This is a genomic window from Tardiphaga sp., assembly GCF_044340795.1.
Lineage (GTDB): Bacteria > Pseudomonadota > Alphaproteobacteria > Rhizobiales > Xanthobacteraceae > Tardiphaga.
This window is the reverse complement of sequence record NZ_JBIISY010000025.1, coordinates 20952-42232: the sequence shown is the minus strand read 5'-3', so window position 1 is coordinate 42232 and position 21281 is coordinate 20952. Positions and strand designations below refer to the sequence as shown.

Below are 21281 nucleotides of genomic sequence, written 5' to 3'. Positions count from 1 at the left end.
ACCGGCGACACCGTATCTCAGTTCCGCTTCTCAAAGCTGATGGACGAGTACAGTGTACACCCCAAGATGCCATTTTCGAGCAAACGAAGGTGGCCTGACGGTTATCGATATGCGTTGAAGCCCGCCAAAACAAACAGGCCCACAAATGTTTAAGGGCCCAAAAGTCCTTCATCTCCTACACTACTACAGCACCGAGCAGGCGCATGTCTGGATCTGAATTCATTACAGATGTGTTACATCCGAAGCGCTTCGAAGATCTATGGGGACAGGAGAAAGCGGTCAAAATTCTATCTGGCCTCGCGATTCGCAAGATACCATATAGCGTCCTGTTGCACGGAGCCTATGGAGCGGGAAAAACAACACTGGCAGGAATATACGCGCGCGCACTCAATTGCGAGCGCCTCCAGTCGAACGGGTCTCCGTGCTTAGATTGCGGGCAGTGCAACTCCCTGGAAACAAACTTCCTTGAGATCGACGTACCGAATCTGCCCGCGAAGCTAGATATCGCCGAGTATATTCGCTCGAAGTTTCGAGATCTCCATGATAACGTTAATCGCATTGTTTTTCTTGATGAGGCACACACTCTAAGGACCGATCACTCGGATTCACTTCTCAAGCTTATCGAGACTAGAGCTACCACCTTTATTCTCGCGACCACGCAACCTTGGAGTATATCCGCGCCCCTTCAATCCCGATTGCAATCTATTGAAGTGCTTCCGTTACCATTCAACGAAGCGATCCGCTTTTTGCATAACGCTGCAAAAGAAATTGGAATTTCCGCCGAACCTGAAGCATTGCGCCTGATAGCTGCCGTTGCGAAGGGGCACCCCAGAGATCTGCTCAATCGGCTAGACGTCTTTCGCGATCAAGGCGCGGGTACGCTCACCGAGGAACTGGTGCGGCAGCGCTTCGACGTTGATTCGGATCAGTTCTTGATCGATTACTTTAGATGTCTATGTCGGCTATCTGACAGGTTACCGCCTCGAATATTAGAAAGCTGGGTCGCAACGTGGCAATCAAAGGAGGCGTGGGTCCAGGCGCTTGCCCTTTCTTTATACCTTAGAATTCTGCGTATAGATTCTTATGTGGATCCCATCGTCGATGCGATCGATGACCGCCGAAAGGACGAAATACTCGACGCGTTTCGGTGTCGTTGGCGCATAGACACCCTAGACAAAATGATCGAGCCGTGGCGCGAGCTGCTATCTATCTGGGACGCGACGAACGCCATACATTCCGATACGGAAATCCGCCTGAGGTTTGCACGCTTCGAACATCTGGTCGAGAACGTGCGCTCTGAGACTCGTATCAACCTGCCCGAGTTCGACCAACTCCCTTCCGAGAGCGACGATATACCTCGACTGTTTCCTCTATCAGACACATTTTCTTCTGATGCGGGGTATCTAGAGGCTGCTCACGCTCGCGACATCATTAACCGCGCATCTGCATTCGCGCAGCAGCATGCAGAATGGTTTAATGTTTCATTACTCTATATTCCTCCTAATGAACAACGAGCAGAGACGGGGACGGCCTCTGCCTCTGTCAGCGCCTTTGTGCAAGAACTTCTGCGGTTCGATGACGCCGGTCATTCCGCTCAAGCTGCATTCAGTGTGCTTGAGCGCGATAGCGAAGGCGTGTTTGGACGGATTGTCGCGCATCTTCGCGGTCCAGCCAAATCTAGTCAGTTCGGCGAACGGCTTCGCTACTGGCTGCTCGAGACAAAACACAATACCGCCTCGCTTGAGATTCGATCCGAATTTTCGACACCAGAAGAGCGATGCAACTTCCACTGGGATTCGGTGGCGGATGCTTGCTCATCTTTACATCATGATAGTCAGCCACCTCGGACCCTGCTCAAGGCGCTTCGCTCTCCTGTTCGTGAGATAGGTGGCCCAATTTTTGCGCCCCATTTCATCTTGAAGTTTTATGCCGCGCTACAATTTGGATCGCTCGAACGGGACCAGGATGTTGATATGACGTTTCTGTCGCTGATCAGTAACGAGATCTGGCAGAAGCTCCGCGAGGGCTGGGAGCTCAACGAGCATAAAATTCGGCAAGAAACTCATAAGAAGCGACTAAAAGAGCTTGAGGCGCTGAGACAAGACTTCGCTCTCGACTCGGAGCGTTATTCTCAGGAACTCACGCAACTTAGGCACAAATGGAAAGTGTCGCCGAGTGAGCGGCTACGATCAATTTCCGGCCTGATACCTCACTATGTTTGATGTCGACTTTTTATTGCAGGGGGCGGAGCTCAACCGATCTCTTGTCTATCGATATCGCACTGGCATCCTCACTCCAGACACCCTATCATTTGTCAAAGAACTCCTCGCACGTCGCGGAAGGTTTCTTAGCGAAAAGACGAGCGGCCAATCCAATAGCATTCGCCCTCTCTTCGACCACGCGGTTCCGTTTTACAATTGGGAGGATCCTCGCAAGTATAGAAGCAAGACATTCGCTAGCTTGTTAAAGTCGCTTGGTGAGCCCACTGTCATCTTCGCTTCGTGGAAAAGCGGCCTCTTCAAACATCCTGATTGGCAGGTCGTATCACCCGATTGTCTCGTAATCGACGAGCCGATCGTCTCATCCTCGACAGTCGATGCCGTTCTCAGATATCTCGACTTCAAGTCTCCACTTGCCACAAATGGCACATTTTCTGCTCGACCGGACGTAAAGAACTATTTTGCACGATTTTCAGAGGAGGGCGCACTGGGGCTCGACGAGTTTGTTCAAGCCTTCAATGAATCCGTACTCCTATATGCCGACGCCCCGAACGGTGCATCGCAAACGACTATCCACTCAGCATCGAGCCTGGGCAATCGGCGTTACCTTGCACGTCAACTACGATCTTCCCTGTTTGGCGCAGCGACGATCGGCAAAGTTGAGCGCTCTATCCAATACCTGAGCGTCTTACACGCCGCGGACGAGGACGGTGTGCCAGTTTTTAACCGGCTTTGTGGACTAGCGACGACGGAAATTACGGCCGCTGTAAACCGTCATTCAGCCCCAAATTTCGATATCTCAGATGCGTTAGCGTTCGGCGTCGTTGTGCTTTCTTCCGCTCGCTCATTTCTTGACAAAAGTAGTTCATCTCTTTCGTTTACGCGGTTGCCACGCTCGCATCTCCTCAAGGCGCGACAGCTATTGATCCGCTATGACGCGTGCCGCGCTGCCGGCGCCAGAAAGAGCAATCTGGCAGAACTCTGGCCCAAAGCTGCGGATGCCTTTGCCGCACACCCCAACAATGCCGCACTGGTCTTACTCGTCAATACAATCAGCGATGCCCTCGGCGACGGATCTTCCCAGTATGCGAATTGGCCTAGTCACCTGTGCGAAGATATTTCTGCATCTCCGCCGACGCGGGCAAACGACCGGGGTTCTGACTTCGCCTCTTCCTGGCCGCAAGCATTATTTGGTCTCCCTCAACTGCGAAGCCTTGTTTCACAGCGATTTGCGCGAGATGCTCATTCGAAGCCTCTGATATTATTGGGACCGGCGGGCATAGGGAAGCGCACTGCTGCAAGATACTATGCTATGTCGCTCGTATGTTCATCGCCGGACAGAAATGCAGGGGCCCCTTGCTTGGGAGAGCGATGTGATCATTGCGCCGGCATGCGAACCTCATCACTAGATTTTCTATCAATAGATGGCGCGAATGACCTCGAAAAGATAAAAGCATGGTTGAGCATGCGCGACAGCTTTGTTGCTCAACATAGAACTATTTCCATTGCGAATTTTGGCTCCAACGTAGGGCTGAGCGACCTTTTTTTGAAAAGCTTTGAGGAGCGCAACGAGCAATTGACTTGGATCATCTGCGCGGAACGTACCGATACAATCAATCCAGCGATACGATCGAGAAGCGACACGTTTGTACTTCGCCCTTTTAATCAAGCTGACGCTATTGCGTTCTTTTTCCACAACTTGGGAGCAAGCTGCTCGGCAATAGATGAACGGGTTCTCGACATTGTGTTGGCTGCCGCAGGTAATGCGCCTTTGAGCATAGAGAAAATCGCGCTTCGTCTAAAGGGCTTGCAATCAAGGGATGTGGCTGCAGTCCGGGAAGCTTTGGGTCTAGGCTGGGCTATTGACGCAATCGAAGCATTGAAGACAACCATGGCCGATGGGGCGGCTAAACCATTCGCCCCTCAGGGTCAGGAAACGGAGCGGTTGCGAGCGGTGCTCGCAGAGGTTCGCTCGATGCGAGGGGGGGGAGCGCCGCATCACGCTGCGTTCGTTCATCTTCCTAAGCACCATCTTGAATCGCTGGACGCGCTCATCGAGGCACGCGCTAAAGATAAAGGCGTCACTTGGGAGAGACTTTGGGCGCGCCTGTCCGCGTTCCAGCACGATGGGTGACGCGGTGCGCTTTTTCTAAGCACCTTCGAGATCGCTTTTAGAGAGCGGGCTTCCGCCGGCGTATGTCTTATGGACATGGACCCCGTCTTGTTGTCTACTGGAAAACCGGTGTGCCCGACGCATGTCGTTCGCATCGTGTCCGAAGCAGTAACGCGTGCCGCGCTCCTCTGTAGTTCACGCTGGGCACAGTAGGTCAAGACGCGGCAGGCCAATGCTGCCCTCGAAGCGTCTAGTTTGTCGGTTACGACATGGTGCCGTCGCAGTGCAGAGCGAGTTAATCACCTCCGACGAGCACGGCCAGATGAAACCAATCTGCACGTACCAGACGTGGCAATCTGACCGCCAAAGGCTTTGAAGCTCTCAACCAAGACCGGCCGCGGCGTTTTTTCGACGTGCGATGCCTCTTGATGCCCCCAAGCCTTTTGGGTATCCTGTTCTGTTGTCGTAAAGTCGTGGCCTCCGTTTGTTGGAGGTGTGGCGCGCAGAGACCTGCTGGGCTGTCGCCAAGTCGAGAAGAGTTATTCCGCCGACGACCAGCATAGCAAGCGCCACATTCCCCTTTTTGGGGTTGTGGTAGTGCATCGCGCCGACCAGTGTTGCCATGTCGAGGCCGTCACCTGCCACTCGGCTCCACAAGCCGACCTCCTTATCGGTGGACAGGGATAGGACACCGGCAGCTACCTCCCTAAGTCCGTAGGCCCGGATCAGTCCCTCGTCCCCCTCCATACCAAGCGCTTGCGTGACGCGTTTAGGGGCGAACAGTTCGATTGCGCCCAAGCCAAGGCTAAACCAGCCGAGGTTACGCGCCATCCGGTCGGACGCTGTTAATGAGCTTGGGCCGGTGCGGACGATTCTTGGGTCGCCTTTCGCGCGCGCGATGTCGAACATTCTTCCAAACATCATCGTTGCCTCCTGTTTACGTTTTGAGAACGACCTTGACGCAGCTATCCTGTTTGTTGCGGAACAGCTTGTACATCTCAGGACCCTGCTCAAGATTTGCGGTGTGCGTAATGACGAAAGATGGGTCGATATGCCCTTCCTGTATGTGGTGCAGGAGTTCTTCGGTCCAGCGGTTGACGTGGGTCTGGCCGGTGCGGACACTCAACCCCTTGTTCATTAACTGCCCCATCGGGACCTTGTCTGCCAGACCGCCGTAAACGCCTGGGATCGAGAGAACTCCACCCGGCCGGCATACATAGATCATCTCTCTTAAGACGTGAGGCCGATCATTCTCCATCATCAGGAGCTGCTTCGCACGGTCCAAGATCGTGTCTGGTTGACCGAAGGATACGTGTGACTCGGTCCCGATACAGTCGATGCATTTCTCGGGCCCCTTACCGTCGGTTAAATCGTTCAACCGATCCAGAACGCTCTCTTTCTCAAAGTTGATCGGAATCGCACCACCAGCCTCTGCCATACTGAGGCGTTCCGGCAGCCGATCGATTGCGATGATCTGGTTTGCGCCGAGCAAAAACGCGCTGCGTATAGCCATTTGCCCCACAGGTCCGCACCCCCAAATCGCTACCGTATCGGTCGGCTGGATGTCACACTGTATCGCTGCCTGCCAACCAGTCGGGAAAATGTCTCCGAGAAACAGGGCTTGCTCGTCACTCAGGCCGTCGGGCACTTTAATGTGGGTTTTATCAGCAAAAGGAACGCGGAGGTACTCAGCCTGCCCGCCGGGATAACCACCTGTTAGATGTGTGTATCCGAACAGGCCTGCTGTCGTATGACCAAAGACTTTATCGGCGAGCTTCTTGTTACGGTTCGTCCGCTCGCAGACCGAGAAGTTGCTACGTTTGCATTGATCGCATTCGCCGCAGATGATTGTAAAAGGGACCACGATCCGGTCGCCCTTGTTTAAACTTCCACCGCTCTCCGCACCGACCTCGACCACTTCACCCATCATCTCGTGCCCCATGATGTCTCCGGGCAACATTGCTGGGATGAAGTTGTGGAACAGGTGCAAGTCGGAGCCGCAGATCGCGCAGCTCGTCACCTTGATGATCGCATCCCTCGGATGCTCGATTTCCGGATCGGTGACCGTGTCACAACGAATGTCTTCTTTGCCGTGCCATACCAGAGCTTTCATGTCACATGCCTTTGCAGCTGCGCCCCGTGAGCCCGCAAGTCGGCGTCTACTGCATCGTTCCTGCCCCCGGGCACATATCTGTCGCCGTCGTTTAGTGCCGACTCGCCAGTGCCGGGGGAACGAAGTGAACGACTATGCCTTAAGCGCTCAAATCACAGAGGGCATCAACATGCGTGCACTTGCTCCTAGCGCCTTTGCGACAGCCTTGCTGACACTTATCAATCCAGCCTTTGCGCAATCCCTCTCCGAAGATGCCAAAGCCAAGGTGGAGAGACTGGTGGCTCCTCTAACTGGCCAGCAGGATAAGCGTTTACAGGTTGTTGCGACTTTCGATCATCAAGTGACGGGAGTCACTGTGGCTCCTGACGGTCGCATCTTCGTGAACTTCCCCCGTTGGAGCGAGGATACACCGGTTTCTGTGGCGGAGCTTCTGCTTGATGGATCGACCCGACCCTATCCAGACGAACTCTGGAATTCGTGGCGCAATGAACGCATCTCGGAGCTTAGTGCTTCTGAGCACTTTGTTTGCGTGCAGAGCGTCTTTGCAGACCACCGAGGATCGTTGTGGGTGGTGGATCCAGCAGCCCCGAATGCCGAGAAGACAGTCAAGGACGGTCCAAAGATCGTGCAGATTGATCTTCAAACCAACAAAGTGAAGCGCATCTTTCCCATAGGGATCCAGACCGCTGGTCCTGCTAGTTATCTGAACGACATCCGCATCGCCCCTAATGGACATTTTGCTTACCTAACCAACTCTGGCTCGCCGGGCGGCTTGGTGGTCTTGGATACCCAGTCTGGTCAAAATTGGCGGGTGCTAAGCGAGGATCCTTCAACACAATTCGATCCTGACGCGACAGTTAGGACCGATGGCCAGACGTTGCGAAGGCTCGATGGTCGTCAGCCTATCTTCAATGCAGATAGTCTAGCACTGTCTGAAGATGGGAAGACGCTGTTCTGGCAAGCTCTCACAGGCAAAACACTCTATCGCATAATGACTGCTGACATCGAGGACACAGAGGTGGCAAAACACGTTCGCCCGGAGACGGTCGCCACCACCGAGCCGGCAGACGGGCTTTGGACCGGCAAGAGCGGTGAGATTTATCTCAGTCCTATCGCGGACAACGCAGTGAAAGTGGTCAATACGTCGAATGGGTCCGTGCGCTTGTTGCTCAATGACAGCCGCTTGCGCTGGCCTGACACGTTTTCCGAGGGACCTGACGGCGCCATCTATATTACAGCGTCACATATCCAAGACTCGCCATGGTTTCATGCAGCTTGGACTGACAAGAAATTCACCTTATTCAAGTTCATGCCAGACGGGATAGGTGCTTCGAACCCATAGCCCGTTCCTCGATAAATGCGTTCTCATTCGTGATGACGCGGCTATATGAACTAGCTTGAATCAACGACCGCGTTGGTAGTTTTCGCATGACGGAAGCCGAGCTTGCCAGGATTAACGCGGCGCTCCCGCTCGGCTGCCGGCCACACCGCCTTCCCATGCTTTAGGCGTGATGCCATCGGCCCTAGTGAGGTCTCTGATCGGCCTCCGCGGCCAGGTTCAAGGCAGTCGTGCCCGTCGCTCGCTCGGAAATGCCAGCAAAACCACGGCGGACTGGATTAGAAGAGGAGATGAAGAGATGAAGAGATGGCTAACAACCTATCGCCGGGCGGCGGGAATATCGTGAGAGTGACATTGCTCATCCGACTAGAAGCAAAGCCTGGAAAATAGGCGAATGTCGCGAACTTCCTTCGCAGCGGCTTGCCACTGGTCCGGGATGAACCGGCAACGACCGCATGGTTTTGTATCCAAATAGGCCACTCGATCTTCGGCATCTACGACGCTTTCCCGGACGAAGGGGGGCCGGCAAGTGTACCTTGCCGGCAAGGTCGCGGCGGCGTTGAAGGCGCGGGGCGACGAGCTACTCGCCGAGCCGCCGACGATAGAGCAGGTCGACGTGTTGGCGGCGACGCTGCCGTAGCAGAGGTCGCTGTCGAAGAAAACGATCTGTCGTTTCTCGCAAAAAGTGGTTTGTCGCGCGAAGCGATAGACGTGCGTTTTGTTAAAGAGGAAAAGCGAATTGCTCGGATGAGGCTGGACCACAGGCGCAAGCCGGCTTTGCGTACTGCGCTGGCCATCGAAAGACGAGAGGCCGCCAATGATGCTTGAACAGATTCTCGGCGCAGCCTTGATGCTGCTCTTCCTAGTCGACATCTTTCTGACCGTACTCTACGCACGGGCCGGGACGGGGCTTCTCGCCCCCTACTGGAATCGGGCGATGTGGATGTTACTGCGTGCCGCGGCCAAGCTATTCCGGAAGCGGTACGGCGCAGCTTTGTCGCTTGCCGGCCCGCTAATCGTCGTCCTGCTGATCGGTTTCTGGGCGCTGGGATTGACGACCGGGGCAGCACTCGTGATCCAGCCGGAGCTCGGAATTGCCGTGCGCCCCTCGAGTGGAGAGAGCACTACCGATTTCGTCACCGCCCTTCTCGTTGCGGGCAACAGCTTATCGATTGTCGGTGGTGGAGGCTACTCTCCCCACTCGACTGGCACCCGCATCCTGTTTCTGGTGAACTCACTGATCGGCGCATCGGTGCTGTCGCTCGTGCTGAGCTACCTCGTCCAGGTCTATTCAGCGCTCCGCGAGCGTAATGCGCTCGCCTTAAAGGTCGACCTGATGACGGACGGCAGCGGCGACGCGGCGAAGATGCTCGCGCTGCTCATGCCGGGCGGAGATAGCAGCAATGCCACCAGCCAGCTCGGCAATCTTGTCGGATCGCTCGCGGCGACAAAGGAGGCGCACCATTTCTATCCGCTGCTGTTCTATTTTCGCTTCGAGGAACCGTTCTACGCCGTGTCGCGGTTAAGCTCCGTGCTTCTAGACCTGGCAACGTTGATCGAGACCGCGCTCGATCGGCAGAAATATCGAACGTTTGTGGACTCCGCGCCTGTTACCTCGTTGCGCCGCGGTGCCGTCTTGCTCCTCGGGACGCTTGACCGCAATTTCCCTACCGCCAATGATGCAGCCGACGCCGTTTCGGATATCGAGCGGGCCCAGCGGAGCTACGCCTCAGCGGCCGAAACGCTGGCGCGCGCCGGCATCGCAGTGCGGCCGGAAGGCATCGAACGCTATGTCGTCGCACGTCGCGAATGGGAGCCGCTCGCCCGCCGCGTCGCTCCGACACTTGGTTACGCGATGGACGAGGTCGACCGTACTGGCCAGAATTGAAGGGCTTCCGCACAATTTGCGGATCGACCCGACCGACCGCGACGAGACCGCCATTCAAGCCGCCGAAGAGGCGCATTCAGAGAGTTTGGCCACCGGCCCGTGCGCAGTGCGGGCGGCGTGCGAGTGTCTGTCAAGTTCAGAGGGGCATCGGAGCAGGTAGCGGGATCAGTTTTGCCAGCTTTCGAAGTTTCTGAGCGGTGGCGGCAAGCAGGAATTCGTCGGGGCACCGCAAAGGGCCTCTCAGACGAAGCCGGTCGAGGCGCAGGATACGCTTCAGACGCGCGAACAACATATCGATCTTCTTGCGTTCACGTTGCGAGGTTACGCAAGCTTCCGTCCTGGCGATCCCGCGCGTCACATCGCGAGTGCTCTCGTAGATCGAGCGTGGCATCTTAAGGGCTGGCACCTTCTGACAACACCGTGGTTTGAGCTCGCAGATGTCGCAGTCACGTTTGCTGGCGCGATAGACAAGCGTCGCTCCGTCTTTCACTGGCGTCCCGTTGAAGTCAGAACTTTGCCTGCAGGGCAGCGATAGACGTAGGCAAAGTCGTCGCGGGCGAATGTCCCATACTCGCGAGCGGACTTGTCGAACACAGGAATATGCGGCTCGATCGCGCGCTCGTTGACTTTCCCCCACAGCATGTCGCCTGAGCCATACGCGTTGTCGGCAGCCAGACGCTGGGGATGGATGCCGACGCATTTCTCGGCACGTTCGATAAAGGTGCGTGCCGCAACGACCACAGCCCGTCGAATGGCGCGTGTCGCCTCGACTTCGTTGATGACCGCAGCCTTCAGATTGATCGGGTACTTGTCGACGTAGGCAAGGAGGGGATGACTTTTGTGAAAGCTCCGGTCCATAGCGCAGCCGGATCGGATCGCGAAGCGAAATTGGACACCGCTTCGCTCGCCCCGCCCCAGGCTGCTTCGTCCAGCGTGTCGAGGTACTCACGAACAGACCGCCGCGTCCGGGCAAGCGCGTCCCAGTCATGTTGCTCGGCCCTCGCAGCGGAGCTGCTGCTTGTTGACGTTGGGATTTCATGTTGAATGCTCGAAGTTCGGCGTCGTGATGCGCCGGACTGTTTCGGGCTCGACGTGGATAGAATTGCAGGCCTTGCACACCTAGACCCGAAGGGCGACCGCATCCGGGTGGGGGCCATACTGGTCCAGCGTCATTGGATACCGGCACCTGAGGCAGCGTTTTTCCGGACGAGGGCCGAGACGATGTCCTGATGACCGATGTCCCCGGCATGAATGATGTGATCCACCCGGCCAGGCTACGCCCCGACCTCAGCCGCCACATGATCAAGAATACGCCATACGCGGAGTTGTTTGCCGATATTGGACGATGCCGGAGACGTCTTGCATGAGATCGCGACGTTCAACATCAATAACGTCATCAAGCGTCTCCTAGATCTGCTCGCTTGGTCGAAATCGTCGAAGTCGGACATCGCACGTCTGCAGGAACTCAAAGCCGATCAGGGAGACTTTGCCGAAGCCGCCTTGCCGAGTCCGGGTATTCGGCCGCCTGGGCCGGGCAACGAACGTGGAACGGCGTGCCCATCCTGCCGCGTGGCGCCGAAATCTTCGCCACGCGACGAAGGTTGCCCGGCGATCCCAAGTGCGACCAGAGCCGTTACATCGAGGCCGTGGTCGACGGAATTGTGGTCGCATGTCTGTATTCGCCGAACGGAAATCCGCGCCCGGGTCCGAAATTCGACTACAAACTCAGCCTTGCTGAAACGTCTAAGTCGTCACGCGACCACGCTCCGCAAGACTAGCGCGCCGATCGTTCTAGCTGGCGACTTCAATGTTATGCCGACACTGTAACCCTCTACAAGGACGCCCTGGTTCAACCCGAAGGCCGGAAGGTTTGCGCGGACCTGTTGACGAAGGGTGGCAGGATGCACTGCGGAAAATACATCCCGCCCTATACGTTCTGAACGCGTTGGCGTGCCGTTTCGAACGCGGTGCGGGGCTGCGCATCGAAAGTCTCCTTCTAGATGCGCAATTGTCGGCGCGGTTGCGTAAAGCCCGAGATGATCGAACTGTCAGCGGCAGAGCGGATGCAAGCGACATGCGCCGGCGTGGATCGTGCTGAAATAAGCCGTGCCGACGCATTAATGTTGGAAGTCAATGAGCGAACCGCGGTCATCGTTTCGGAAACTAATTTTTGCTCGCGTTCGATCCGGCGCTGAAGGAGTTTGCGCTTGTGATCGTCCCGGGCGTTTTACAGCAAAAGCCGATAGTGTCCGATAAGCTTCTCGCTCCCGCGAACGACGATATCTCGAACGTTCATTATTGCCGATTTCCGAACTCGGAGTTGCGCGCGGCCCGACTTGGCGGCGTCAGCGCTGCGGTGGGAGACCCTGCCACGAGTGCGCCAAGTGAGCGTTGCTCTCCGCTGACGCGCCGCTCGATGAAATCGCGTTCGAGCGGGGCGGATAAGTGCGGAGGAGTATTCGGTAACGTGCTTCGTCACGGAGGGACAGCTTGTCGACATCGTCGCAGGGCTTCGATGCCGACGCGCGGCTGATGGAATCCGTACCGCAAAACATGATCGCAGTCCCATTCGGCGGATCGACACGTTTCGTGGCTGTCGCATCGCCTGAATATGAGGATACCCGTGATCGCGGACGATCCGAAGCTGCATTCCTTCATCCGTCAGTGACCGCCGAGGCAAACCCTATCTTCGGGATTTCAGCAAAGCGGGGCAGGAGATTGCGGTCGATGTTGCTGGTACGTCGAGCCTCGACAATTGAGGCTTATTGCTCGAACCGCCCATCGCCGGCGTCGGCATCACGTGTAATCCTCACCCATTCGCACGAGATGCGGCCAAGGAGCAAACTGCTAGTTATTCTCGTGCACTTACGGTTGAAAAACAGATCGCCCACCATCGACCACGTCACCACATATCTCTCACGATGGGCTTCGATCCGCACCAGACTTCGTCTCAAGAATTTCGAGTCTCCTCTTCAAGGCTTGAGAAAGAGCCAATAACTTGAGATCACATCCCGACGCAGAGGTCAGCTCGAACAATTTAGCAAAGCTAATCTCGTGGACACGAATATTCTCGTCTTCATCGGCGAGCCCGCCGCCATCAGCCACACGATTCATTGCGCTGTAAGGAGCGAGATAGAGATGAATCCGTTCCGTCGATAGCGCCGGCATGCACCAATAGACACCAATCGGTTCGAGGTGCTGCAACCCGACTCCGGCTTCCTCCAGTGCCTCGCGCCGAACAGCGATGTCCGGATCGTCATTGTCGATCCCTCCGGCAATCGGTTCCAACACATCCGGTTCGTCTGGGCTGCCGAATGCAACCGGCGCACGGAATTGACTAATGACAATGACAGTCTGCCGCAAGGCGTCGTATGGCAACACGGCGACAGCGCCGCCGTGATCCTCAATAAGACGGTGGAATTCGTGCCCCGCAGATGCAGCGATTTTCGCTCTCAGCAGAGTGAGCCAACCTTTGAACAGCGTGGTCGTTTCAATTATCGTTCCCATAAGCTCTCCGAGAGGTTGCAGGCGCCGACCCGCGGCGACGAAGGCGCCGTATGGTTGCTCGGCGCGGCGGTGGCCTGTGTTGCGCCGGCATCCACAAACGGCGCGGATCAACCGATCTATGTCAGCTCATCGGCATTTCCGATGGATCGACGCGACGCTATAGCGGCGCCGCACGTCGGTGTTACAGCGTAGCACGTTGCCGCCGCCCGCGTGTCCTATTCCATGCCTCATCTTTCAGCGCCTTGGCGACATGGGAGACGACGAGCGTCCAGTCGCCGGCACGGGGTTGATGAAATAGCCGCATGGTGGGATACCAGATCGTGCGAGAGTCGTTTAGCGGCCAACGCCAATCGCAATCTGCATGCAGCATCGTCCACACCGGCGCGCCGAGCGCACCGGCAAGATGGGCGACCATCGTGTCGACGGTGATTACGAGATCCAGCTGCATGATGAGATCTGCCAGCGTAGTGATGTCAGGGACGGCAATGTCAATTGCAGGGATGCGGCCGGCGTCGCCGCGACCTGTCCCTTGCTGCAGGGAGTAGAGCTCGACGCCGGTGTCCTGCAGGAGTTTGCCGAGAAGATGATATGGCACGCTGCGGTGCTTGTCCCAATTGCCGACCTCCCAAACCAGGCCGACACGACGCCGCGTCGGTGGCGAGACGATGACGTCGCGGCGACCGGCCTTCAGATAAGGAACGCATCCCTCGATCATCGCCGCATCTGCGCGCAGCGCGTGGGCCAGCTCCATAATTTCGATGTCCACGTCGTAGTCGATGTTAGGCATGCCGTCATGCAGCGGCAGCGCGATGTCGACGACATCGACCCGGCCGATCAGCGACAGCAACTCGGGTTGAACCCAGAGGATCACCTGACCCGCTAACCGACGCAAGTGGGGAAGAAACCGGAGAAACTGGATGGTGTCCCCAAGACCGTGATAGCAGCGCACCAGCACGCGGCGACCGGCTAGAGGCTCGCCACGCCAGATGCGCTGCTGATGTCGCGGGCCATGATGCTTCGGCTGAAGAGGTACCGGAGGAACGCGCAGGATCTCATCGCTGATCTGCCATGCTCGCTCAAATTCACTCCGCCGCATCGCAGTGGCCCATTTCGACTCGGTTCTGCGCTCCGTCATGCTGCCTCGTTCGCCTAGCACCACAAGCACCAAGGCAAAAGCGTATTGCGCGGAGGTGAGTTCCCGCAAGCTGTAGTGAATTCAAAATACCAGATACTCAGCTTTCCGTCGACACAAGATCCGAGCAGTTCTTCTTCTTCGTCATCGGCGCTCCGCGCGTCGCGCAACACGAGAGGCTTTGACGGCTTGGGATTATCATAGGTTAAGCGATCTCTCTTTTATCGGTCGGATTCAAGCATGCCGCGTTTGACCGTGGATCCTTATCAGGAACGAACACCTTCATCTTACGTTCGTGGAGCAGTTCTGGCGCTCGCATTGCAGGGATCGACATGCACGCACCCGCACATCGGAAAGTTCGCTTCGGCATCGTCGGCGTCGGCAACTGTGCAAATTCTCTGATCCAGGGGCTTCACTTCTATCGCGATGCAGACGCCAATGAGCCTGTGCCTGGGCTGATGAATGTTGATCTCGGCGGCTATCATATTCGCGATATCGAAGTCTCGGCAGCATTTGACGTTAATGCCCGTAAGGTCGGCAAGGATGTCGCCGAGGCGATCTGGGCTCCCCCGAACAACACGCATCGATTTGCCGACGTCGCCGCGACCGGAGTGAAGGTAATGCGCGGTCCGGCCCTCGACGGCATAGGGCATTACCTGCGCGATGACATCGAGCTGTCGGATGAGGACGAGGTCGATGTCAGCGAGGTGCTGGTGGAATCTCGCACCGATGTCCTGGTATCATATCTCCCGGTAGGATCGCAGAAGGCGACCGAATGGTACGCGGAACGCGCACTTCATGCGGGCTGCGCCTTTGTCAATTGCATCCCGGTATTCATCGCATCCAATCCCGAGTGGCAGGGGCGGTTCAAGAAAGAAGGATTACCCATCATCGGCGACGATATTAAAAGCCAAGTTGGCGCCACCATCGTTCATCGCATGCTTGCCAACCTGTTTCGTGAGCGCGGCGTGCAGCTCGATCGCACCTACCAGCTCAATGTTGGCGGAAATTCCGATTTTAAGAACATGCTGGAGCGCGAGCGCCTCACCTCGAAGAAAATCTCCAAGACCCAGGCCGTCACCAGCCAGTTCGACGTGCCGCTGGAGGCGGACAATGTTCATGTCGGCCCCAGCGATCACGTACCCTGGCTGACCGATCGCAAGATTGCTTTCATCCGCGTCGAAGGCACGGCATTCGGCGGCGTGCCGCTCAGTGCCGAGCTCAAGCTGGAGGTGTGGGACTCGCCCAATTCCGCGGGCGTGGTGATCGACGCCCTTCGTTGCGCCAAGCTGGCGATGGATCGCGGCCTAGGCGGTGCGCTGATCGGCCCGTCGAGCTATTTTATGAAGTCGCCGCCGCAGCAGTTCACCGACAATGAGGCTAGAGACCGCACCCTGAGATTCGTACGCGGAGACGCTTGAGGTGGTGACGCTTGTTCATCTCGTCCGCCATGGCCATCATCGTCTGCTGGGCCACGTCTTATGCGGCCGCATGCCGGGTGTCGTGATGGACGAGCAGGGCTGCCGCGAGATCAATGCCGTCGCGGATGTGCTGCAGCATCTGGAGCCGACGGCGATCCAGTGCAGCCCTCAACAGCGCGCATTGCAATCGGCGGCGATCATTGCTGCGAGATGCGGCGGCGCTATCGAGATCATTCGGGCAATGGACGAGATCGATATGGGGCGCTGGACCGGCGCGAGGTTTCAGGATATCGAACATCAGATTGCGTGGCAGCGCTGGAATGCCCATCGTGGCCGCGCCAGGCCGCCGAGCGGCGAAACCATGTCGTCGCTTCAGCGCCGCGTCGTTGCTCATATCAGGCAACTTGGCGACCGCGAGGGATCCGTCGTGATCGTCAGTCACGCCGAGCCGATCCGCGCCGCGCTGATGCATTATCTCGACGTTCCACTCGACCTGTTTCATTCGATCGACATCGACACTGCCAGCATCAGCACCATTGCGCTGGCCGGTCAGAACGCGACAGTGTCACGCGTCAACCACAAGGTGGCGGCATGAAGATCGTGATCTTCGGGATGACCATCAGTTCGTCTTGGGGCAACGGGCATGCCACGCTGTGGCGCGGCCTTTGCAAATCCCTGATCCGGATGGGTCACGACGTCGTCTTCTACGAGGCCGATCGCCCGTACTATGCTGAAATGCGCGACTTTGCCGAGCTCGAGGGCGGTCGCCTGGAGATCTATCCCGACTGGGACAGCGTCCGAGCGCGTGCCGCCTCGGACGCTGCAGATGCCGACGTGGCGATGGTTACGTCTTACTGCGAAGACAGCCTTGAAGTAGGACGCCTCATCCTCGAGCAAAGCCGCGCCTTGCGGGTGTTCTACGACCTCGACACACCGGTCACGCTGGCGCGGCTCGATGCCGGCGAGCATGTGCCGTATATCGACGCGGCGTCCTTCGGCGCCTTCGATCTTGTCCTCAGCTATAGCGGCGGACGCTCGCTGGGTGTTTATCGCGATCGCCTTGGCGCCCGACGCGTTGCGCCGCTTTACGGGCATGTCGATCCCGACCTGCACCGGCCACAGCCGGCGGCCGCGCATTATCGATGCGATCTGTCGTATCTGGGGACCTATTCGGACGACCGGCAACAGCGACTCGTCGAACTGTTCGTAGAGCCGGCGCGATCCTGTCCGGATCGGCGTTTTCTCCTCGCAGGCGCGCAATATCCGCAGGAATTTCCGTGGGCGCCCAACATCTATTTCGTCCGCCATCTGCCCCCCGCCGAGCACAGCACGTTTTTCTGCTCGTCGCGCCTCACCCTGAATGTGACGCGTGGGCCGATGGCGGAGATGGGCTGGTGTCCGTCAGGTCGGCTGTTCAAGGCCGCCGCTTGTGGCGTGCCGTTGATTAGTGATGCGTGGCACGGACTGGATGAGTTCTTCAAACCGGCCGAGCAGATCATCGTGGCGGAGAGCACCTCAGACGTCATCGCCGCGCTCGATCTCAGTGACCACGAACTTAACGCGATGGCCGCGCACGCGCGCGAGCGCGTCCTGCAGAATCACAGCTCGCGCCAGCGTGCGGCCGAGATGGTTGCGCTGTTCGAGCAGCCGTTCGCGCCACGGCAGGTGCACCACCTGATAGCGGAAGGATAGAGCATGTGGGGCATCATACCGGCCGCCGGTCGCGGCACGCGGATACAGCCGCTGGCTTTTTCCAAGGAGTTGCTGCCGGTCGGTAGCCGCGTACAGAACGGGGTTGAGCGGCCCTGCGCGGTGTCGGAATATCTGCTGGATCGCCTGATCCTCGGCGGCACGGATAAAATCTGCTTCGTCATTGCGCCGGGCAAGTCCGACATTCTCGGCTATTTCGGCGACTGCTACCGCGGCGCGCAGATCGCCTATGTGGTGCAACCGAGCGCCGATGGGCTATGTGACGCTGTGTTCCGCGCAGGCTGCGTGGTCGGTCACGACGAGCCGGTGCTGGTTGGACTGCCGGATACGATTTGGTTTCCCGAAGCGGCCCTGGCCGCGTTGCCGGACCACGCTCTGTCATTCCTGCTGTTTCCCGTCGAACGCCCCGAATTCTTCGACGCGGTCGTCATGCAAGGCGACGCGGTCACTGAAATCCAGGTCAAGCAGAAAAACGCGACGTCGAAATGGATCTGGGGCGCCTTCCGGATGTCGGGTGCAGGCTTTCGTCAATTGCAGGCGCTGTGGGAACGCCGTGGTTGCAGCGACGAATATATAGGCACCTTGGTGAACAGTTATCTCGCCGAAGGCGGTGCCGCCACCGGCATGCGCGTCGGTGAATCCTATGTCGATGTCGGCACCCTGAACGGCTATCGGACGGCAATGAAGCTGCTGCTTGGGCGCCCCGGTACGCCAGTCGCCGCGGACCGGCAGCAAATGATCGGTAAGGCACCAGCCTCCGTGGTGCTGGCAAGCAATGGACTTCCATTATGAACACTCTGTCGACCGACGAAATCCGCCGCAAAGTCGATGCCCTCGGACCGTGGTTTCACAATCTCGATCTGCACGGCGTCCGCACCGCGCCCTCGCACTTTCTCGGCGACTATCCGTCGGTGAAATGGCGCAGCTTTGCCGGAGCGCTCCCGCAATCGCTTGCGGGCAAGACGGTTCTCGACATCGGCTGCAATGCCGGTTTCTACTCCATGGAGATGAAACGGCGCGGCGCCGAGCGCGTGCTCGGCCTCGATAGCCGCGACGAATATCTGGCGCAGGCCCGCTTTGCCGCAGAGGTCAGTGGGCTCGATGTCGAGTTTCGCAATCTGTCGGTCTACGACGTGGGCAAACTTGGCGAGAAATTCGATCTCGTGATCTTCATGGGTGTGCTGTATCACCTGCGACACCCGTTGCTGGCGCTGGATCTGATCCATGAGCATGTCGCTCGCGATCAGATGCTGTTCCAGTCGATGCAGCGCGGCAGCGATCGCGCGCCTGAGTTTGCAAACGATTACGATTTCTGGACCACCGATCAATTTGCGGCCGAAGAATATCCCAAGCTGCATTTCGTCGAGCATCGCTATGCCGGCGACCCCACCAATTGGTGGATCCCGAATCGGGGTTGCACCGAGGCGATGTTGCGCAGCTCGGGATTCGTGATCGCCGCGCATCCCGAGCCCGAGGTCTATCTGTGCCGGCGCGGCGAGCGCATGCAGGCGGACGGTGCGGTGTATCCTGGCCGGAGGAGCGGGGCATGATCGAGGCCGCAAAGATCTGGAACGAGCCCAACAACAAGTCGCACTGGGATCTCGAAATCGATCCCGACTGGGCCAGGTTTGGCCACATGGCCACCTTGGCGGCCGAAGCGATCCATCGCGTCAATCCGACACTCACGCGCGTGCTCGGAGGCATCTCGCCGATCGATTCCGGTTTCATGAATCGCATGAAGGAGCAGGATGTACTCGATCATGTGGACGCAGTCGCCGTGCATGGCTTCCCACTCGACTGGAACCTGTGGCAGATCCATGAGTGGCCGGCCAAGCTCGCCGAGATTCAGGACATGGTGAAAGTGCCCGTCTGGGTCACCGAAGTCGGGGTCTCGTCGTTCGGCGCCGAGGAGGTTCAGGCATGGGGCCTGACGCGATCGGCAGAGCTCCTGCGCGGGCACGCGCCGCGCATTCACTGGTACAGCCTCTACGATCTGCCCACCGCCTGGGAGGCGACCACGCGTCACCGCGAGGCCGAGGGCTCGTCCTACTATCGGCACTTCCACATGGGACTGTTGAGAGAAGATGGAACCCCGAAGCTGGCGGCTGACGCGTTTGAACGCGAGGCCGATACAATGGGGCTTTGCCAATGGTTTCATTATCAGGATCACCGGCTGGATGATGCCGTGCGTTGGATGCGCAGGCTTGGCGTCCGGCATGTCCGCACCGGCCTGTCATGGGCCGACAGTTTCCGGCCCCAGGCGACCGAGTGGTTTGACCGGCAGATGGAAGCGCTGGCCGAATTCGATGTCACCATCACCTTCTGCTTCACGCCGGAACATCGTGGCATTGCGCCCCACCACACCAGCGCGCCGGTGGAGCCGCAGGAATTTGCGGATTTTTGCGCCGCCATGGTGGAGCGCTACGCATCGCCGGCCGCGAAGACCGCTGCCGATGCCCATCATGAAGCTCCGTTATGCGCGCCATCTTTCTGGTGATGGATTCCGTCGGGATCGGCGGCGCGCCGGACGCGGCGGCCTATGGCGATGCCGGTGCCAATACGATTGGACACATCGCCGAAGCCTGCGCGCACGGAGAGGTTGATGGTCCGTCGCGGGAAGGGCCGCTGCATCTGCCGCAACTATCTGCACTGGGGCTCGCCGAGGCTTGCCGCCTTGCAAGCGGTATGGTGCCGCCGGGCCTCGGCAGCGACAGCGGGCGCGGCCGCTATGGCTGCGCCGCGGAACAGTCGAAAGGCAAGGATACACCTTCCGGTCATTGGGAGTTGGCAGGTTTTCCGGTCATGGTCGACTGGACTTACTTTCCGAAGACCGAGCCATGCTTTCCGCGGACAATCATCGCCGAGCTCTGCAAGCGAGCGAAACTGCCCGGCATTCTTGGCGACTGCCACGCCTCGGGCACCGAGATCATCACGCAGCTCGGCGCTCTGCATGTTCATTCGGGTCAACCGATTTGCTACACGTCTGCCGACAGCGTGTTCCAGATCGCGGCACACGAACAGAGCTTTGGCCTCGACCAGCTCTATGCGGTCTGCGAAACGGCTGCTGAACTTGTGCATCCGCTCGGCGTCGGGCGCGTGATCGCCAGGCCATTCGCGGGGGGGCCCGGCAGATATCACCGGACACATCATCGCCGGGATTATTCTGTGGCGCCGTCTGGCCGCACAATCCTCGACATCGCCACCGATGCCTGCCGCGATGTGATCACCGTGGGAAAGATCGACGACATCTTCGCGCACCGCTCCACCGGCCGCGTGTTGAAGGGCGACGGCAATAGCAGCCTGTTAGATCGCACCTTGGAAGGTGTCACCAATCTTGCGGAAGGCGGCCTCCTGTTTGCGAACTTCGTTGATTTCGACACGCTGCACGGACATCGGCGCGACATCGCCGGCTATGCCATGGCGTTGGAGGCATTTGATCGTCGTCTCGGCGAACTGCTCGTCAAGCTGCGTTCAGATGATCTTCTGATCATCACGGCCGACCACGGCTGCGATCCGACCTGGCCAGGATCGGACCACACGCGCGAGCAGGTACCTGTGCTCGTCATGGGCGGTGATGAAGATGTCACCGTCGGCGCACGAGCGAGTTTTTCCGATATCGGAGCGACGATTGTACGGCATCTCGCGCTCGTTGAGTCCGTCAGTGGAAGTCCGTTTTGATAGCAGTTAATTTAGGTTATAAACCTATGTTAGGCGGATCGTTCTTTGTACCTCGCGCTGAGGAACGAACAAACCTCTTTGGCTTTCTCATCGTCAAGACAGCAGACGGCGCAGACTTCAGCGATGTCCGCTATTCCTTGATCCCTTGGGCAGTCAGGAAA

General features: G+C 58.1%; 16 protein-coding genes and 2 pseudogenes. 13 read left to right on the top strand and 5 right to left on the bottom strand.

Going from position 1 to position 21281, the window contains the following annotated elements; translation table 11 throughout:
- Positions 1-203: 203 nt before the first annotated feature.
- On the top strand, positions 204-2222 hold the full coding sequence (locus ACIQ17_RS06525) for an AAA family ATPase (protein ID WP_398466620.1): 2019 nt from the start codon (positions 204-206) through the stop codon (positions 2220-2222).
- The gene (locus tag ACIQ17_RS06520; protein ID WP_398466618.1) at positions 2215-4353 is read left to right on the top strand and encodes a hypothetical protein; all 2139 of its coding nucleotides are present in this window, start codon (positions 2215-2217) and stop codon (positions 4351-4353) included. The genes ACIQ17_RS06525 and ACIQ17_RS06520 overlap by 8 nt, the downstream gene beginning before the upstream one ends.
- A 360-nt stretch (positions 4354-4713) precedes the next feature.
- Here the strand turns inward: ACIQ17_RS06520 and ACIQ17_RS06515 are convergent, their stop codons facing one another.
- Positions 4714-5256: a hypothetical protein gene (locus ACIQ17_RS06515; protein WP_398466616.1), complete on the bottom strand. Its 543-nt coding sequence runs from the start codon at positions 5254-5256 to the stop codon at positions 4714-4716.
- Positions 5257-5269: 13 nt separating this feature from the next.
- Positions 5270-6445 carry a zinc-dependent alcohol dehydrogenase gene (locus ACIQ17_RS06510; protein WP_398466614.1) on the bottom strand — a complete coding sequence of 392 codons (1176 nt, stop codon included), beginning with the start codon at positions 6443-6445 and terminating at the stop codon, positions 5270-5272.
- A gap of 124 nt (positions 6446-6569) precedes the next feature.
- Here ACIQ17_RS06510 and ACIQ17_RS06505 point away from each other — a divergent pair, with 124 nt between their 5' ends.
- The 3 genes and pseudogenes from ACIQ17_RS06505 (at position 6570) to ACIQ17_RS06495 (ending at position 9672) form a co-directional block, all read left to right on the top strand.
- Entirely contained in the window at positions 6570-7787 is a 1218-nt protein-coding gene (locus tag ACIQ17_RS06505) for an L-dopachrome tautomerase-related protein (RefSeq protein WP_398466612.1), read from the top strand.
- Positions 7788-8090: 303 nt separating this feature from the next.
- Positions 8091-8424 (top strand): annotated as a pseudogene (locus ACIQ17_RS06500) (putative quinol monooxygenase).
- A gap of 177 nt (positions 8425-8601) precedes the next feature.
- Positions 8602-9672 (top strand): hypothetical protein, encoded by a 1071-nt coding sequence (locus ACIQ17_RS06495; protein ID WP_398466610.1) that lies wholly within the window; start codon positions 8602-8604, stop codon positions 9670-9672.
- 136 nt (positions 9673-9808) lie between these two features.
- Here the strand turns inward: ACIQ17_RS06495 and ACIQ17_RS06490 are convergent.
- Positions 9809-10682: pseudogene (locus ACIQ17_RS06490) on the bottom strand (transposase); the annotation flags it as partial.
- 319 nt (positions 10683-11001) lie between these two features.
- On the opposite strand from ACIQ17_RS06490, the gene ACIQ17_RS06485 reads away from it, so the two are divergent.
- A complete protein-coding gene (locus ACIQ17_RS06485; RefSeq protein ID WP_398466608.1) occupies positions 11002-11499 on the top strand; it encodes an endonuclease/exonuclease/phosphatase family protein in 498 nt (165 codons plus the stop codon).
- Between the two features lie 1089 nt (positions 11500-12588).
- On the opposite strand, the gene ACIQ17_RS06480 is transcribed toward ACIQ17_RS06485, so the two are convergent.
- The gene (locus tag ACIQ17_RS06480) at positions 12589-13179 is read right to left on the bottom strand and encodes an NUDIX domain-containing protein (RefSeq protein ID WP_398466606.1); all 591 of its coding nucleotides are present in this window, start codon (positions 13177-13179) and stop codon (positions 12589-12591) included.
- 181 nt (positions 13180-13360) lie between these two features.
- Entirely contained in the window at positions 13361-14314 is a 954-nt protein-coding gene (locus tag ACIQ17_RS06475) for a glycosyltransferase family 9 protein (RefSeq protein WP_398466604.1), read from the bottom strand.
- Positions 14315-14643: 329 nt separating this feature from the next.
- Between ACIQ17_RS06475 and ACIQ17_RS06470 the strand changes: the two genes are divergently transcribed.
- The 7 genes from ACIQ17_RS06470 to ACIQ17_RS06440 are packed head-to-tail and all read left to right on the top strand — an operon-like array spanning position 14644 to position 21120.
- Positions 14644-15732 (top strand): inositol-3-phosphate synthase, encoded by a 1089-nt coding sequence (locus tag ACIQ17_RS06470; RefSeq protein WP_398466602.1) that lies wholly within the window; start codon positions 14644-14646, stop codon positions 15730-15732.
- A 1-nt stretch (position 15733) separates the two neighbouring features.
- Positions 15734-16327, top strand: coding sequence for a histidine phosphatase family protein (locus ACIQ17_RS06465; RefSeq protein WP_398466600.1), 594 nt, complete (start codon positions 15734-15736; stop codon positions 16325-16327).
- Complete coding sequence (locus ACIQ17_RS06460; protein WP_398466598.1) at positions 16324-17424, top strand: glycosyltransferase; 1101 nt, start codon at positions 16324-16326, stop codon at positions 17422-17424. The genes ACIQ17_RS06465 and ACIQ17_RS06460 overlap by 4 nt, the downstream gene beginning before the upstream one ends.
- Before the next feature lie 3 nt (positions 17425-17427).
- Positions 17428-18234, top strand: coding sequence for a nucleotidyltransferase family protein (locus ACIQ17_RS06455; protein WP_398466596.1), 807 nt, complete (start codon positions 17428-17430; stop codon positions 18232-18234).
- Positions 18231-18992 (top strand): TIGR04290 family methyltransferase, encoded by a 762-nt coding sequence (locus ACIQ17_RS06450; protein WP_398466594.1) that lies wholly within the window; start codon positions 18231-18233, stop codon positions 18990-18992. Before ACIQ17_RS06455 ends, ACIQ17_RS06450 begins: the two co-directional genes overlap by 4 nt.
- On the top strand, positions 18989-19939 hold the full coding sequence (locus tag ACIQ17_RS06445; protein ID WP_398466592.1) for a beta-xylosidase: 951 nt from the start codon (positions 18989-18991) through the stop codon (positions 19937-19939). Before ACIQ17_RS06450 ends, ACIQ17_RS06445 begins: the two co-directional genes overlap by 4 nt.
- Positions 19918-21120, top strand: a complete 1203-nt coding sequence (locus tag ACIQ17_RS06440; protein ID WP_398466590.1) for a phosphopentomutase — start codon at positions 19918-19920, stop codon at positions 21118-21120. Before ACIQ17_RS06445 ends, ACIQ17_RS06440 begins: the two co-directional genes overlap by 22 nt.
- Positions 21121-21281 lie beyond the last annotated feature (161 nt).

What these genes read in the sequence shown, in the direction of transcription:
- ACIQ17_RS06475 (WP_398466604.1), bottom strand. Translation starts at nt 14,314, where the DNA reads ATGACGGAGCGCAGAACCGAGTCGAAATGGGCCACTGCGATGCGGCGG.
- ACIQ17_RS06520 (WP_398466618.1), top strand. Translation starts at nt 2,215, where the DNA reads ATGTTTGATGTCGACTTTTTATTGCAGGGGGCGGAGCTCAACCGATCT.
- ACIQ17_RS06480 (WP_398466606.1), bottom strand. Translation starts at nt 13,179, where the DNA reads ATGGGAACGATAATTGAAACGACCACGCTGTTCAAAGGTTGGCTCACT.
- ACIQ17_RS06460 (WP_398466598.1), top strand. Translation starts at nt 16,324, where the DNA reads ATGAAGATCGTGATCTTCGGGATGACCATCAGTTCGTCTTGGGGCAAC.
- ACIQ17_RS06455 (WP_398466596.1), top strand. Translation starts at nt 17,428, where the DNA reads ATGTGGGGCATCATACCGGCCGCCGGTCGCGGCACGCGGATACAGCCG.
- ACIQ17_RS06495 (WP_398466610.1), top strand. Translation starts at nt 8,602, where the DNA reads ATGATGCTTGAACAGATTCTCGGCGCAGCCTTGATGCTGCTCTTCCTA.
- ACIQ17_RS06525 (WP_398466620.1), top strand. Translation starts at nt 204, where the DNA reads ATGTCTGGATCTGAATTCATTACAGATGTGTTACATCCGAAGCGCTTC.
- ACIQ17_RS06470 (WP_398466602.1), top strand. Translation starts at nt 14,644, where the DNA reads ATGCACGCACCCGCACATCGGAAAGTTCGCTTCGGCATCGTCGGCGTC.
- ACIQ17_RS06510 (WP_398466614.1), bottom strand. Translation starts at nt 6,445, where the DNA reads ATGAAAGCTCTGGTATGGCACGGCAAAGAAGACATTCGTTGTGACACG.
- ACIQ17_RS06450 (WP_398466594.1), top strand. Translation starts at nt 18,231, where the DNA reads ATGAACACTCTGTCGACCGACGAAATCCGCCGCAAAGTCGATGCCCTC.
- ACIQ17_RS06515 (WP_398466616.1), bottom strand. Translation starts at nt 5,256, where the DNA reads ATGATGTTTGGAAGAATGTTCGACATCGCGCGCGCGAAAGGCGACCCA.
- ACIQ17_RS06445 (WP_398466592.1), top strand. Translation starts at nt 18,989, where the DNA reads ATGATCGAGGCCGCAAAGATCTGGAACGAGCCCAACAACAAGTCGCAC.
- ACIQ17_RS06440 (WP_398466590.1), top strand. Translation starts at nt 19,918, where the DNA reads ATGCGCGCCATCTTTCTGGTGATGGATTCCGTCGGGATCGGCGGCGCG.